The sequence below is a fragment of the Streptomyces sp. NPDC093094 genome (assembly GCF_044754345.1).
GTDB lineage: Bacteria > Actinomycetota > Actinomycetes > Streptomycetales > Streptomycetaceae > Streptomyces.
Genome location: NZ_JBIVOX010000036.1, coordinates 16987 through 31095, shown reverse-complemented (window position 1 = coordinate 31095; position 14109 = coordinate 16987). Strand labels below are relative to the sequence as shown.

Below are 14109 nucleotides of genomic sequence, written 5' to 3'. Positions count from 1 at the left end.
GGGCACCCGCCGCAGCAAGCGCAGGGTGATGGCGTACGAGAGGGGCACGGTCGGCGACCTGGCGAGTCGGCGGAGACCCGGCCGCGCAACTCCTCGACCAGCTCGCAGAGCCGGTCGGTCAGACGTGTGGTGCGGTTTCGCATCATGCACGCTCGGTGATCACAGACGGGGACTCACCGTCACCACCGACCACGGGACAGGCCCGTCGAACTGACACACCCGCATCACGCTTCAAAGGCCGGCAGAGCCAGTCGGCCAAGGGGCTGCCCGGCCTGCGGCCGGACAGCCCCACAAAGGTGTTCATCGAACTTCTGGAGCCCAGGCAACCTCCTGGCTCCTTCGGCGGCTCTCGCTACATGCCCGCCGCCGGATCGCCGTCACCGAGGCCGAGCCACCAGTGTCCGTCGTCCTTGACCAGCAGAAGCTCCTGCCGCTGCCCGGTCTCCTCGTACGTCACCGTGATGGGGCTGAAGTAGTCGACGGTGCCTTCCAGCACGGTGACGTCGACATGTCCGCCCGCGGCTTCGCCGTACTTGCGGACGTACGTGACCGCGGTCGGCCCGGGCTTCTTGTAGTCGGGCCCGGCGAGTTCGGCGATTCCCTTCGCGTCGCCGTCCTTGAGCCGCTGCACATAGACCCGGACGAGGGTGTCGACCTCCTCGGCCGTCTCCTGCACGTCAGGGTACGAAGACTTCTCCGCGCGCACTGTCACGTCGACCGTGGGCGAATCGGCCAGGGCGTAGGGGGCCCGGAACCAGTTCCACCATACGGCCGCGGCAATCCCGACGACGACCACGAGTACGGCACCGCCCAGCAAGATGACGCGTTTCTTCACAGGCACCTTCCCCTCAGTACCAGTTGGGCTTGACGCGGATGATCGAGTAGTCGGTTCCCCTGTTGGAGCCCGTCAGGTACTCGTTGAGCGGCTTGTCGAGCCGGTTCTTGTTGTGCGCGGTGACATATGCCTTGCCGTTCTTCACCAGGGTGATCACGCCGGCGTGGTCGTAGAGGCCCTTGCCGTTCCAGTCGAAGAAGACGATGTCGCCCTTCTTCGCGGCCGCCTGGTTCTCGCCGAGCCACTTGCCGTCACTGTGTTCGAGGAAGAACAGGACCTGCTTGTTCGCCACGGTCCACGTATGGGACCACGTCTTCCACATACCGCCCTTGGTCTCATGGTATTTGCGCCACCAGTTGTGGATCGAAGCCTCGTTCTTGCCCACCCCCTTCATGCGCATCTTCCCCCCGTAGTTCAGGGCCTTGGAGGTGAAGTTGGTGCAGTCCTGGGAGAACTCGTGCTGGCTGTTCCAGTGGGCCCTGGCCCAGTTGGAGATACCGGTGGCGTTCAGGGTTGCCATTGCGTCTATGTCCGGCCCGGCGACGGCACCGCTGAGCGTGAGCCCAGAGCTCGGAACCGCCCCGTGCGGCAGTGAACTGGCCGCCGAAGAGGTTTCCTCCGCCGACACCTGCCTGCCGAAGTCCGTCATCGAGAACGCCGACGCGTCCGCCGGCAGAACCTGTTCGGCCTGCGTGGCGTCGACACGCCGTTTCACGACGGGCACGCCCTCCAGCGCGAAGGTGTAGCGCCAGGTTCTCTCCGACTCGGTCGGCGTGGTTCCCGTACCGTCGTACAGGCCGGAACTTTCCTTGACCGTGGCTCGCAAGGCAACCGACTGGCCGTCCTGGGACAGCATGACGAGCACGTCCGTCAGCTCGGACGTCATGCTCGTGTACGACATGGCGTCGGCGGCCAGAGCGTCGCGTGTGGCGACCAGGTCGGCGCCCTCGGCTGCCAGCAGCCAGGAGAAGCCAGGCCCGCGGCTCGACGCGGCCGTCGCGACGGCGGCATTGCTGTGGACTCCGGTGGTGATGCCGTCACGCGCGTTCAGGTGCTGCTGAACGGTCTCGCGATAGATCTCCGCACCTTGCGGTACGGCGGTCGGTGTCACCGAGCCGGTGGTCACCGCCGGGCCCGTGCCGTAGGGCGTGGTGGCCGTGATCCGGACCGTGTAGGCGGTGCCGTTCGCCAGGCCCGTCAGTACGGCCGAGGTGCGGGGCGTCGTCGTCTCCTTCACCACGGTGCCGGACGCGTCCAGAGCACTGACGGTGTAGGTGACGTCCGACCCGTTGTAACCGCTGTCGGTCACGGCGGACCAGGTGGTGAGTACTCCTGCGTCACCACGCTGGGCCGCTGCGTTCGTGACCGCGCCCGGGGGTGTGGCCGCAACGTAGGAGATGTCGAACACGGGGCGCCGGGTGGTCTGGATGTTCTCGGGCGAGGCGAAGGCGATGCCTGGGCCGGAAGGGGATTCGTCCTCCATGAGCAGCGCGACGCCGTGGTCGGGGCTGTCGCCGGCCTCGTCGCGCCAGCCCGCCACGAGCCCTGTGACGTCGAATTCCCAGGGCGAACCGCCTGAGACAAGGGCGTCCGGTGGGATCGCGTTCTGCAGATCCATTCCGGTACCCGTGGTGTCGAAGGCTTCGTTCAGCCCGTACACCCCGACTTGCGCGTCGTCGCAGACCGTCATGCATCCGGAGGAGGAAAGCCGCAGCACCGCGGAGGTGACGCGCGCGCCTGCCGGCAGGGTGGACAGATCGGGCTTCAGGTAGGAGCGCCAGGTGCTGGTTCCCTCCCTGCCGACTCGCAGGGTCTGGGCTCCTGTCGTCGCATCGCAGGGCAGTCCGTCGCAGGCATCGCCTCCCGTGACGACCTGGGCGCTGGAGACGGCTGTTCCCGTGACGCTCAGCTTCAGCGGTGCATCGGGGGCTTCCTCCGTCACGAGGGCCACCTTGAAGGAGCGGGCGGCTGAGTACGCGGAGCACATGCCCTCGTGGCAGGCGCGCATTTTCCAGGTGTAGGTCTGTCCGTCGGCCAGCAGCCCGGCGGGCACCTGGAAGGACACCCGGTCGCCGCTGGGTGCGGTATGGCTGCCGAGGACCGATCCACCGAGCGCGTTTCCGCTCGCGTCGTACAACGTGAAGTCAGCGTCGACCATGCCGCCGCTGGGCGTCGAGACGACACCGGAGAGCACCGGCGTCAGTGTGCCGGTGCCACCGGTCTGGAAGTCGGTGGGAGCGTCACCTGGAAGCACGCCGGTGGTGTCGACGCCGAACGGCACCCATGCGGACCACGCCTTGGAGTAGTCCACGCCGTCGTACGCCCTTGATCGCAGCCGCAGATGAGCACCCTCTGGCAGCTTGTTCGTCGTCGGGATCCGAAGGGTTGCCTCGCTGCCAGGGGCGAACGCGATCGAGGTACCGCTGTATGCGTATGTGCTGTCCGCGAATGCCGGGTCCGCTGTGATCTCGAACTGGGCCGTGAGGGATGCTCCGGCATCGGAGTCGGCGACTTTCGCCGACAGTGTCGGAGTGAGCGACGCGACGGTCAGATTCGACGCACCGGGCTTCTGCGGTGACACGGTGGTGGCCGTCGGTGTACTCGGATACGAGTTGTAGGTCACCGTCAACGACGGTTCGGTGGCCGCGTTGTGGCTGCCGTCGACGTAGTTGGCGGAACGGTAGCGACGCCAGGTCAGCGGGTCGGTCTCGTTCGCCCCGGCGAGCCGGATGCCGTAGTTGGGCTGTCCGTCGGACCATGCCTGCACAATGCCGTCGATGTCCCAGGAGACATGGCCGGCAGGGCAGCTGGAGTCGTGGCCCTTTGCCGACTTGTTCACGATCGCGGATGCAGTCGTGGTGGCGGGCTGCGCGCCCCAGGTGATCGCTGACGGATCCCAGTCCGCCGTCACCCGGCGGGCCTCGACACCCGATCCGCTCGTACTGCAGGACGAGGACCAGTACGAGTACAGTCGCAGGTCGGTGTCGGTGATGTGCTTTCCGACGTAGTTGGCGACGTCGAACTTCAGGTAGGACCGGGCCTTCTCGGTCCCGTCGTACGTACCCGCCTTCAACTCGGTCGAGCCGCGCTGCGAGTTCGGGTAGTCGTCGTACTGGACCCAGGTGTCCGTGACGGGGCCCATGAGCGTGTTGGTGGGGTCGATGACGACCGGGTACTCGAGGTCGGGGTCGGACAGGAATTCCTGATCCGGGCTGAGCACGAGCGTCTGCCCGTCACCGCTGATGTCCTGCACCTGGGTGGTCACCTGGGCCGTGTGCTCAGGCTCCCCGGATTCCTTGTCCTCCGATGAGTCCCACATCAGCGGAGTCGGCGCCGAGGCCACCTGCTTGCCCTGGTCGTTCTCCCAGCGCAGCCGCTTGTCGCGGGTTTCCTCCAGCCGCAGGTCGTCCGCGCTCACCGGCAGCCGGAACTGCATGGCCTTCTTGGGTCGCTCCCGCAGCACGATCGAGTGGGAGAAGCCCTGCGGGAGCGCGGTGACGACGAGGTCGCCGCCGGGAACGACATCGCGGTACGTGGCCGTGTTGCCGGCCAGGTCCGGCTTGGGCAGTGGTCCCTGCCAGTCGATGCCGAGAGTGTGCCCCGCCTCCTCGACCTGTGCCAGGTAGGAGGTGTTCCCACCTGCAGAGAAGCGGATGTCTGCGGCGGCGGTCCTCGGTTGGATCTCGTCGCCCACCTGTTCCAAGGTGGTGTCCACCTTGTGCCAGTTGCCCTTCGAGTCCTTCACCTGCACGGGACCGGTGAACGCCTCGGTGGTGAGCGAGCCGTTCGGGTTGGCGAAGGTCGAGGAATCCTCGGTCCGCAATCCCTTGATCTCGACCCGCTCGTTCTTGATCAGCGCCTGGAAACGAGCCTGGGCTTCCTCCGACTGCTGCTCGGTCGTCGACGCGGGGGTCTCTTCAGCAGCCGACGAGGGGGCTCCGGTTGTGGCCACCGCCAACCCGGTTTCGATGACCATCAGCAGTGACAGCGTGGCTCCGAGGCGGGATCGACGCTGCTGGGACGTTCTTCGTGGCACTCATGATCCTTTCACGCTCTCTCCCCAGTGAGGGGGAAAAGAGGAGGTGATCTTCACATGGATGCGGACATGCCACAACGGGCGTCCTTCGATCAGCCGAGGTCCGCAGGCTTGTGGTGACCTCCGGGTCCCGTCTGCACGGGGTGCGCCCCGTGCAGTGCTTGACACCAATGTCCTTACAGGTGAGGCGAGTTGCCGACTTCAGCCTGTCGGCATGGATCATCGCGAAGCCGCCGGCGGCGGCACGGCGGCGGCGCGGACCGCGGCGGGGGCGGATCGGCGGGATGCCCCGCACGAGCGGCTCCAGGCCCTGGCTGTCGTGCGTGTTCGCACCCGAGATGCCCACCGGCAGGGGCAGCCCGGTCCGCTCGGTGATCAAGTGGATCTTCGACCCGTACCTGCCGCGATCCACCGAATTCGGACCCGTCAGATCCCCTTCTTCAGGGCCCGCATGTTCACCGAGTCGATCGCACAGCGGGACCGGTCCAGCTCGCCGCGAGAGCCGAGCTCGTCCAGGACCAGGCGATGCAGCTTCGCCCGGACCCGGGCCGTCGACCACTCGGTGAAACGTCGGTGGGCCGTGGCTCCCGACGGTCCGAACGAGGCGGACGGCAGCTGCTGCCACGTGCAGCCCGACGTGGCCACGAACACGATCGCGGCCGGCACCCCCGGTCACCGTGCCGACGCCGACCGCCTCCCTGCGGACGGGTCGGCGCCTCCGGCACCACCCGCTGGAACAACTCCCACAGCTCGTCCGGCACCAGCCGCTCAACGATCCCCACACCGGAAGTTCATCGAACGCTCCAAATGAGATGACCTCTTGCCACGAGTGGTGGACCGTCCCCCGGGCGGTCGCCACTGAGACACGGGGGGGGGACTGTAAATCGTTCGGTGTAACTCCCGATCATGGAGGATGCATCGATGACCAGTGAGAACGTGACCGAGGCGGAGACCGCCGAGCCGTCTGAGCCTCAGCAGTCGAAGGCGGTGGACGCCCGGCTGATCGACGAGCTGGTCTCCCGCGCCCAGGCGGAGGGCTTGCAGCTGACGGGCGAGGGCGGACTGCTCCAGCAGCTGACGAAGCGGCTGTTGGAGTCCGCACTGGAAGGCGAGATCACCGACCATCTTGGCTATGACAAGCACGACCCGGCCGGGAAGAACGGTGGCAACAGCCGCAACGGCACCCGCGCGAAGACTGTCCTGACCGACATCGGCCCGGTGGAGATATCCGTGCCCCGCGACCGGGACGGGTCCTTCGAGCCGAAGATCGTCAAGAAGCGGCAGAAACGCCTGACCGGCGTCGACGAGATGGTCATCTCTCTGTCTGCGAAGGGCCTGACCACCGGCGAGGTCCAGGCCCACCTCGCGGAGGTCTATGGCGCCGAGGTATCCCGCCAGACGATCTCCACGATCACCGACAAGGTCCTCGAGGGCATGGCCGAATGGCAGAACCGCCCCTTGGACCCGGTCTATCCGGTGGTCTTCATCGACGCCATCCACGTGAAGATCCGCGACGGCGCCGTCGCCAACCGGCCCATATATGTGGCCCTAGCCGTCACCACCGAAGGCCGCCGGGAGATCCTCGGACTGTGGGCCGGCGACGGCGGCGAGGGCGCCAAGCACTGGATGCACATCCTCACCGAGATCAAGAACCGCGGCGTGAACGACGTCCTCATGCTTGTCTGCGACGGCCTCAAGGGCCTGCCCGACGCCGTCGAGACCGTCTGGCCCCGCACCACCGTCCAGACCTGCGTGGTCCACCTCCTGCGGAACTCCTTCCGCTATGCCGCCCGCCAGGACTGGGACAAGATCGCCAGGCTCCTCAAGCCCATCTACACCGCTCCGACAGAGGACGCGGCCCTCGAGCGGTTCGCCGAGTTTGCCGACGTCTGGGGGAAGAAGTATCCGGCGATCGTCAGGCTCTGGGAGAACGCCTGGGAGGAGTTCACCCCGTTCCTGCGGTTCGACACGGAGATCCGCCGCATCGTCTGCACCACGAACGCGATCGAGTCCGTGAACGCCAGGATCCGGCGGGCGGTCAAGGCCCGCGGGCACTTCCCGAACGAGACCGCCGCCCTGAAATGCGTCTACATGGCGATTATGTCGCTCGACCCCACCGGCAAGGGACAGGCCCGCTGGACCATGCGCTGGAAGACCGCCTTGAACGCCTTCGACATCACCTTCGACGGCCGGCTCTCCGCAGCACGTCAGTAACCCCAACCACCCTCGTTACACCGTCCGATTGACAGACCCCACGGGGGAGGTGTGCCGGGCGGGGACGATGACCAGCCACGCGGTGACAGGTGCCTGTGGCCGGCCACGATCGTCTGATGAGCGGTACTCAGTGGTCGAACGTCAGGCGGGGTGCTGCGTTGCGGGCCAGACCGTGGACGTAGTCGGGCCACCAGGCGCCGGCGGGAGGGTCGACGATGCCGTACTCGGGGTCGATGGTGCCGCCGGTGCTGCGGGTGCAGCTGCCGTCGGACTCTCCGGGAACCTTGATCCAGAGGTAGGCGTCGACGAGGGGGGTCCCGGTATCGGCGGTGGGACGCGGGCCGAGGCCCCGGCCGGGGGCGTTGCACCATGGCTCCGCGTCGCCGGTGTACTTGCCGGCCGGCGGGGTCCAGGCGCCCAGGCCGTTGCGGCTGGTGTCGATGACGAAGTGCTTGAGCTCGTCGGTCGACGCGTCATCGGCGTTCTGGTCGAACCAGGCGTCGGTCCAGCGCCAGGTCTCGGGCTTGGTGGAGTCGACAGAGTTGCCGGGGGTGCCGTCGTTCGGGGCGGCGGGGGAGTAGTACTGGTTGGCGCACCAGTCGGCGTGACCGCGCGCCCGGTCGGGGCCCTTGGTGGCGAACCACATGCACTTGGAGATCCAGGTGCCGTACCGCGCGTTGTGGGCGGTGGGGTGGGTGTTGGAGACGTTGAGGGCGAAGCCGTCGCTGTACTCGACACCGGAGTCCAGCAGGCGCTGCGCCATGTCGCCGACGAGGCGCCACTGGACGTTGCCGGCGTCCAGGTAGACCGCGGTGCGGGGCTTGGCCTTGAGCGTCTTGACCGCGTACTCGAGGTCGGCGAGGCGGGTGGCGGTCAGTTCGCCGGTGGGGTCGGTGGTGGGGCCGCAGTCGCTGGGCACGAGGGCGAGGCCGTCGGGCTCGACGATGACGACGGCCTTGTCGTCACCGATGCCCTCGGCGAAGGCGTCGATCCACTGCCGGTAGGCGGCGGAGGTGGCGGCGCCGCCGCTGGAGTACTGGGTGCAGTCCCGGCCGGGCACGTTGTAGGCGACCATGACGGGGGTGGTGCCCGTGGCCTGGGCCTTGCGGACGAGCTTGGCGGCTTCGGCGCGGACCTGCGCGGGGGTTCCTTCGGTGAACCACTTGGACTGTGGCCAGCTGGCGAGCTTGGCCATGTTGGCGGCGTCGGCGAGGTCACCGTTCTTGAGGTCGGTGAGGGTCTGCTTGGCGGCCTTGCTCTGCGGGTCCACGTAGAACTTGGTGGCCGGTGTGATCACGTTCTGCGTCGCGGTGGCGGGCGCGGGGGTGGCCTGTGCCTGAGTCGAGGTGAGGGCGGCGCAGACGCCGATCGCGGCGATCGCGGCGCCCGTGCGCATGAGAAGGGGCGGTTTCACGGTGGCTCCTTGCGAGGGGTGTGTAGGGAGGATCCGCCCGTGGGGCGGGCAGCGGTGAACGGCTGCGCGTCCCGTGCGGCGGTGATGCCTGGGGCCCGGTAGCGGGGCTTGGACGGGGTCGGGCCCCAGAAGCCCGGTTCAGTAGCCGTAGATCATCTTGTAGGCAGCCTCGGGGAGGAACTGTCCGGCCGAGGAGCCGGCTCCGACGCCGCAGTTGCCGTCGGACTCGCCGGGCGTCTTGATCCACAGGAGCATCTCGGCGCCCCCGCCCTTCTGGGGCGGGGTGCCGATGCGGCGGCCCGCGGGGTTGCACCACTGGCCGTCGGATCCGTTGCCGTTGCGGCTGGTGTCGACGACGAACGGCCTGGTGTAGCCGTAACGGGCGCTCAGCTCGGCGTTGATGGCGTTGGCGAAGGCGGTGTTCTCGCCGGTCGAGTAGTAGTTGGAGATGTTCAGCGAGAAGCCGTGGGCCTGCTGCAGGCCGGCGCCGTGCAGCCGCTGGGCCATCGTGGCGGGGTTGCCCCAGCCGGGGTTGCCGGCGTCGAGGTAGACCCATGTGTTCGGTGTCTGACGGTTGAACTCGGCGAGAGCGCCGTTGATCATGCCCCTGCGTTCGGTGATCTGTGCCTGGTTCATGCAGGCGTAGTCCCCGAGAGCGTCGGGTTCGAGGACGACGACGGCCGGGCGCTGTCCGATCCCTCCGGCGAACTCGGCGATCCAGGTCGCGTACGCGGAGGGCGAGGAGGCGCCGCCCCCCGAGTGCCCGCCGCAGTAGTCGCGGTTGTAGACGTTGTACGCCACGAGCACCGGCAGCTTGTCCCAGTAGTCGGCTGCTCCGACGTACGCGCCGGTGGCGGTGGCGATGCTGCCGCTCCAGGAGCCGAACCACCGGGCCATCGGGGTGTTGGCGATGGACGCGCTGATCGCGGGCGCACGCCCGTCGGTGGGGTTCGCGGCGACCCACTGCTTCGCGGTGGAGTTCGGGTCGACGTAGAAACCGCTGGTCATCGTCGTGGGGTCGGCGGCGTGAGCGGACGGCGCGACGACGAGTGTCAGTGGCAGCGCGATCAGGGCGGCCGTGAGGGTACTGATCCTGCGGCGCATGAATGTACCTCGGTTTTCTGGCGGGGGAGATACGCCGGGCTCTCGTCCGGAGCGTGCGGCGTACGGAGGGACTGCGGTGGTACCGCGTCCCCTGGGGCGACGGCTCTTCTGGCGGGGACGACACACCTCATCAGGCGACGGAAGCCTTTTGGGAGCGCTCCCATTGGAAGCGCTCCCAGTTCCGGTCCGAAGGCTGGGAGGTGTTGGCCGGTATCGTGTGGCGCGCAGTTCGGCGTGTCAAGGGTTGCTTCGTAAATTCGTAACGTGCCCTTCACATTGCGGGCTTGAGGCTTTACAGTCCTGGAACTGGAAGCGCTCCCAAACCATGGCCCCGGCCCACGGCTCTGCCCTGCGGTGAACGGGCCGGCGGCGTGGGAACGGGGGATGAGAGGCTGCTTCTCGTCCGGCTGCGAGGGAGGGCTCGAAGTTCATGGCAGTGGATGTGCCGCGTCGGCAGCTCACGCTCGACGAGGTGGCCGAACTCGCCGGCGTGTCGCGTTCGGTGGCCTCCCGTGTGCTCAACGATGCCCCGCATGTCAGCCGCGCCAAGCGCGAGGCGGTCCAGCGGGCCGTTCAGGAACTCGGTTACGTCCCGAATCCGACCGCCCGCGCGCTGGCCACCCGCCAGACGGGGGCGGCGGCCCTGATCATCTCGGGGGAGAGCCCGTCGATCTTCGCGGACCCGTTCTTCGCCCAGGTCATCGTCGGTGCCACCAGCGCGCTGGAAGAGGCCGACCTCCATCTGATGCTCTGCCTGGCTGCCTCCGACCGGGGCCGCAAGCGGGTCGAGCAGCTGCTGCGGTCCAAAGGGGCCGACGGCGTCATGCTCATGGCCCTGCGGGAGGGCGACCCGCTGGTGAAGATGGCTGAGGACGCCGAGATGCCCGCCGTGTTCGGCGGCCGCCCGGTCGGTTTCAACCCCCGCTGGTACGTGGACGTCGACAACGTCGGCGGCGCCCGCGAGGCCACCGAGCACCTGATCGCGGTCGGCCGTACGCGCGTGGCCGCGATCTGCGGACGTCTGGACACCGAGGTCGGGCGTGCCCGGCACCGCGGATACCGGGACGCCATGCTCGCCGCCGGTCTCCCACCGCTGCCGCCGGTGGAGGGTGACTTCACCGAGCCCAGCGGAGCGGCCGCGATGGCCGCGCTGCTGGAGCGTGAGCCCGGTGTCGACGGGATCTTCGCCGCCAACGACAACATGGCGGCGGGTGCGCTGCGCACCCTCCGCCAGGCCGGCCGGCGCGTTCCCGCCGACGTCGCGGTGGTCGGCTTCGACGATCTCGTCGTCGCGCAGATCGCGGACCCGCCGCTGACCACGGTCCACCAGCCCATAGAGGCACTCGGGCGGGAGATGGCGCGTATGCTCGCCGCGCTCATAGACGGGCGCGACCCGACGCCGCTGATCCTCCCCACCCGGCTGGTCACCCGCTCCACCACGTGAAGAGCCGCCTGCCGGACATCTTCCGGCAGGCGCCGCTCCTGACTGGTCATCTGCTCCGCCACGTGCTGGGCGTCTCGGTGTCCAGCGGGACGGCGAGCCAGAGCGTGCGGCGGTGCATCTCCTGCTTCTGCAAGCAGACCGAGGGCGGCCTCGCGTTCTCCACCCACGGATGCCCGCCCCGCCAAGCTCCGGCGCCTCGGCGTCGATCCCTTCGATCATCCGCAGTGCGACCTCACCGGGGTTCGTCTGTGCGGTCAGCCGGGCTAAAGGGTGTGTTGCGAAAGTGCTGGTCAGGGCCATTCGTTGATGGCTGTGACCAGTCCTGTTGTCTCGTGGCGCATGGCCGGCTTGTCGTGTCTCGTGGCCACTGCGCGGTGCCGTTTCAGCCGGTTGATCCTGCACTCCACCGTGTGGCGCTCTTTGCGGTTCCTCCTTGTCGAAGGCCGGCGGCCGAGCGTCCCGACGGTCGAGTGCCCCGGGGGCCGGGCCTCTTGCGGTTGCGGACCTGGCCGGCCTTTTCCGGGACGGTGTATCCGATCCTGCGTCTGCGCAGACAGGAGCGGTTCGTGCGAGAGCCGTGGGCTTTGTCGGCACGCACCCCGGCCGGTCTGGTGCGCGGTCGCCAGGGTCCGGTGCGGGGGGATGCGGATGTGTTCGAGGACGGGCGGGAACTGTGGGCTGCCGTGTCGGTGCCCGGCGGTGATCGGCAGCGGCAACGGCTTCTGCCCCTGCCCGGTCGCGAGGCGGGTCTTCGTGGTCGGGCCGTCCCGGGAGCGTCCGGGACCGTGATCGTCCGGCGCGGTGCCGATTCCGCCGGGCGGCGCGCGCTGCAGATCCCTTGTTCACGCGCTCCGGCGGCGTGCCGGCGGGCACGGGCACGCGGCCGAGTCCACGCTCACGTCCCAGGTGATCAGGCCCCACGCATCGGCCTGGGCCCGCAGTTGTTCCAGGATCTGCTTACAGGTGCCCTCGCGCCGCCGCCGGCGGAACAAGGTCGTAGACCCGGCCCCGCGGCCCCTGCCGCTCGGGCACGTCTCGCCAGGGGCACACCCGTCCGGGTCCGCCACCGTATGCCCTCTGTCAGCCGCCGCCGGGTCCACACCCGCGGCCGACCCGGTGTGATGCCCCGCGGCAGCAACGGCTCCAGCCGGGCCCACCGGCCATCCGGCAGAGCACCACGCCCCACGGCACATGATCACCAAGAAACAAGATCCACTTTCGCGACAGACCCCAGATTCCCTTCCTTTCAATGCCCTTTTCCGAAGCAGGGCTGAAACGTTCGCGCGGTACCGCCCTGACGTTGTTGCCCGCGTCGCCTCCGAAAATTGGATCGCGCCGCGCTGTGGGTGGCCGGACGGTACGGAAGACGTTGAACCCGGTGTGACCAAGACGATGCGGCTCCCGCCCGTCCCTGGCGTCCAGCACAGCCGCAGTGAAACGGTTCCCGCCCCGGGCTGGAGCCGATCTTCACCGAGCTCGCCTTGCGGTGGGCCGGCGCCGGGCGTGCCGTGTGCGGCCGGGCGGGCGAGGAGCGGGCGTTCCTCGCCTGCCGCTTTCCCTGGCCGGTGCGCTGACTGCAAGGCGCGGTGCCTGGGAGCGGCTGTCACCGTGGCGGTGCTGTCCGTTAGCCTGCTGGTATGTCGGAGCGTGTCATCCCGGGCGGTGGGGGCGGCCTGATCTCCCTGGGCGCTGCGGACGCTTTGTGGGCCGGCTTGACGGCCGGTAGTGCTGTCCCGACGGCTTCTGCGCCGTTCACCTGCTTTCCTGCTGATGCCCGGCTGGGGTACGTCCTGCTCGGTGGTCGTCTGGTGGCGACGGCGACGGCGGCAGACGGCGGCCGGTGGAGTGTTTCGGAGGCTGACGTGCGCCGGGCGGCTGTGGAACTGAACGCGGTGGAGGTGGACCGCCGTGACCTGGTGCGTATCGGCCCGTTCCGCGGTGCGCTGAAGCAGGAGCACCAGGAGGGAACGCTGCTGAGGTGGCGTCAGCACATCGCCCGGGAACTGCAGGAGCCGGCCAGGGGCAGGGCGGCCCGTCGGCCGTTCCATCTGGCGGGGCTCGACTGGCGGCGGGTACTCGTGGAACAAAGCCACGGCCGTGACATGCGCTCATGGTCGCTGCCGCGCTCTGTGGTGAGACTGCTGGACGCGGCCGGGCATGCCGAAAGGAAGTGGCTGCAAGCCGTACAGCAGGGAAGCGGGACCGTCATGGAACCGCCCTCCCCCCGCCGGCAGACGCAAGCCGCCGACGGCCGGCAGGCGACGAACACCGACTGCCCGACCACCGCACTGCGCCTGTACAACGGGGAGCTGAAAGGCCAGCTGTACTCGGTACTCAGCAGGAAGCCCGGCATCTCGGGCAAGGTGGCCGGCTGGATATGCGCTGTCTGCCGCACCGCACCCGCCACGGTACTCGATCACTGCCACGAGCACGGCTATGTCCGCGCCCCGGTCTGCCACTCCTGTAACACACAGGAACGGCCCGACCATCTGTACAGCAACGACATCCGCGTGGCCGGCCACTACACACGCCTCTTCGACACCCACGTTGCTGACTGGCTGCCTCACTGGCACCGCTGCTCCGGCTGCCGCGCCCGCACCACCCTGCCGCTGCCCCACCTGGCCGCCTGGACCGCCCACACAGCCTGCCGACCCCTCCGCCCGACCCACCGCCGCGGCTCGCGAGGGCGCACACCCTGCGGGGTGCTGCGCGTGTCCTGGACAGGCAACCAGAACGCACCCCGTTCCTGCCTGCTCACCGTGACCGTGGACTTCTGCCCCGCCGGTGAGCATCATGTCCTGGCACGAGTGCCCTATCAGGAGGCTGCTGAGCGGTTCCGCTCCTGGTTGGCGCAGACGGCCCCGGCCGTGGCCGCTGAGGCCGGACCCGACCGCCTGGACGACCTGCCCGCCCGGTCCCGGCCGGTCATCGCTGACACCAGCGGTGAAGGCTTGGCGCTTTTCTGAACGAACGGCAGGTGCTTCTGCGTCAATGCCGGCCCGCACCGGCGCGATTGTGGGGGGAGGGGGGTGATGGTGTGGGTGCGGCCGGTTTCTGGCTTC

General features: G+C 68.6%; 8 protein-coding genes and 1 pseudogene. 3 read left to right on the top strand and 6 right to left on the bottom strand.

The features are described from left to right. Positions 1 to 352 precede the first annotated feature (352 nt). The 3 genes and pseudogenes from ACIQGV_RS38800 to ACIQGV_RS38790 all read right to left on the bottom strand — a co-directional run. On the bottom strand, positions 353 to 835 hold the full coding sequence (locus ACIQGV_RS38800) for a hypothetical protein (RefSeq protein WP_402503992.1): 483 nt from the start codon (positions 833 to 835) through the stop codon (positions 353 to 355). A 13-nt stretch (positions 836 to 848) separates the two neighbouring features. After that, positions 849 to 4871, bottom strand: coding sequence for a DNRLRE domain-containing protein (locus tag ACIQGV_RS38795; protein ID WP_402503989.1), 4023 nt, complete (start codon positions 4869 to 4871; stop codon positions 849 to 851). A 244-nt stretch (positions 4872 to 5115) separates the two neighbouring features. Beyond that, positions 5116 to 5653, bottom strand: a pseudogene (locus tag ACIQGV_RS38790) (IS5 family transposase); the annotation flags it as partial. Positions 5654 to 5792: 139 nt separating this feature from the next. On the opposite strand from ACIQGV_RS38790, the gene ACIQGV_RS38785 reads away from it, so the two are divergent. Next, a complete protein-coding gene (locus ACIQGV_RS38785) occupies positions 5793 to 7085 on the top strand; it encodes an IS256 family transposase (protein WP_402503987.1) in 1293 nt (430 codons plus the stop codon). A 127-nt stretch (positions 7086 to 7212) separates the two neighbouring features. Here ACIQGV_RS38785 and ACIQGV_RS38780 read toward each other — a convergent pair whose 3' ends face one another. Next, positions 7213 to 8499, bottom strand: a complete 1287-nt coding sequence (locus ACIQGV_RS38780; RefSeq protein ID WP_402503985.1) for a glycoside hydrolase family 6 protein — start codon at positions 8497 to 8499, stop codon at positions 7213 to 7215. Positions 8500 to 8637: 138 nt separating this feature from the next. Then, a complete protein-coding gene (locus ACIQGV_RS38775; RefSeq protein WP_402503983.1) occupies positions 8638 to 9603 on the bottom strand; it encodes a glycoside hydrolase family 6 protein in 966 nt (321 codons plus the stop codon). Positions 9604 to 10033: 430 nt separating this feature from the next. Here ACIQGV_RS38775 and ACIQGV_RS38770 point away from each other — a divergent pair, with 430 nt between their 5' ends. Then, positions 10034 to 11047, top strand: a complete 1014-nt coding sequence (locus ACIQGV_RS38770; protein WP_402503981.1) for a LacI family DNA-binding transcriptional regulator — start codon at positions 10034 to 10036, stop codon at positions 11045 to 11047. Between the two features lie 910 nt (positions 11048 to 11957). On the opposite strand, the gene ACIQGV_RS38765 is transcribed toward ACIQGV_RS38770, so the two are convergent. Beyond that, positions 11958 to 12233: a transposase gene (locus ACIQGV_RS38765; RefSeq protein ID WP_402503979.1), complete on the bottom strand. Its 276-nt coding sequence runs from the start codon at positions 12231 to 12233 to the stop codon at positions 11958 to 11960. A gap of 451 nt (positions 12234 to 12684) precedes the next feature. Between ACIQGV_RS38765 and ACIQGV_RS38760 the strand changes: the two genes are divergently transcribed. Continuing rightward, a complete protein-coding gene (locus ACIQGV_RS38760) occupies positions 12685 to 14013 on the top strand; it encodes an endonuclease domain-containing protein (RefSeq protein WP_402503977.1) in 1329 nt (442 codons plus the stop codon). Positions 14014 to 14109 lie beyond the last annotated feature (96 nt).

Excerpts from the sequence above, each read along its gene's own strand:
- ACIQGV_RS38785 (WP_402503987.1), top strand. The coding sequence starts at position 5,793 with ATGACCAGTGAGAACGTGACCGAGGCGGAGACCGCCGAGCCGTCTGAG.
- ACIQGV_RS38775 (WP_402503983.1), bottom strand. The coding sequence starts at position 9,603 with ATGCGCCGCAGGATCAGTACCCTCACGGCCGCCCTGATCGCGCTGCCA.
- ACIQGV_RS38770 (WP_402503981.1), top strand. The coding sequence starts at position 10,034 with ATGGCAGTGGATGTGCCGCGTCGGCAGCTCACGCTCGACGAGGTGGCC.
- ACIQGV_RS38760 (WP_402503977.1), top strand. The coding sequence starts at position 12,685 with ATGTCGGAGCGTGTCATCCCGGGCGGTGGGGGCGGCCTGATCTCCCTG.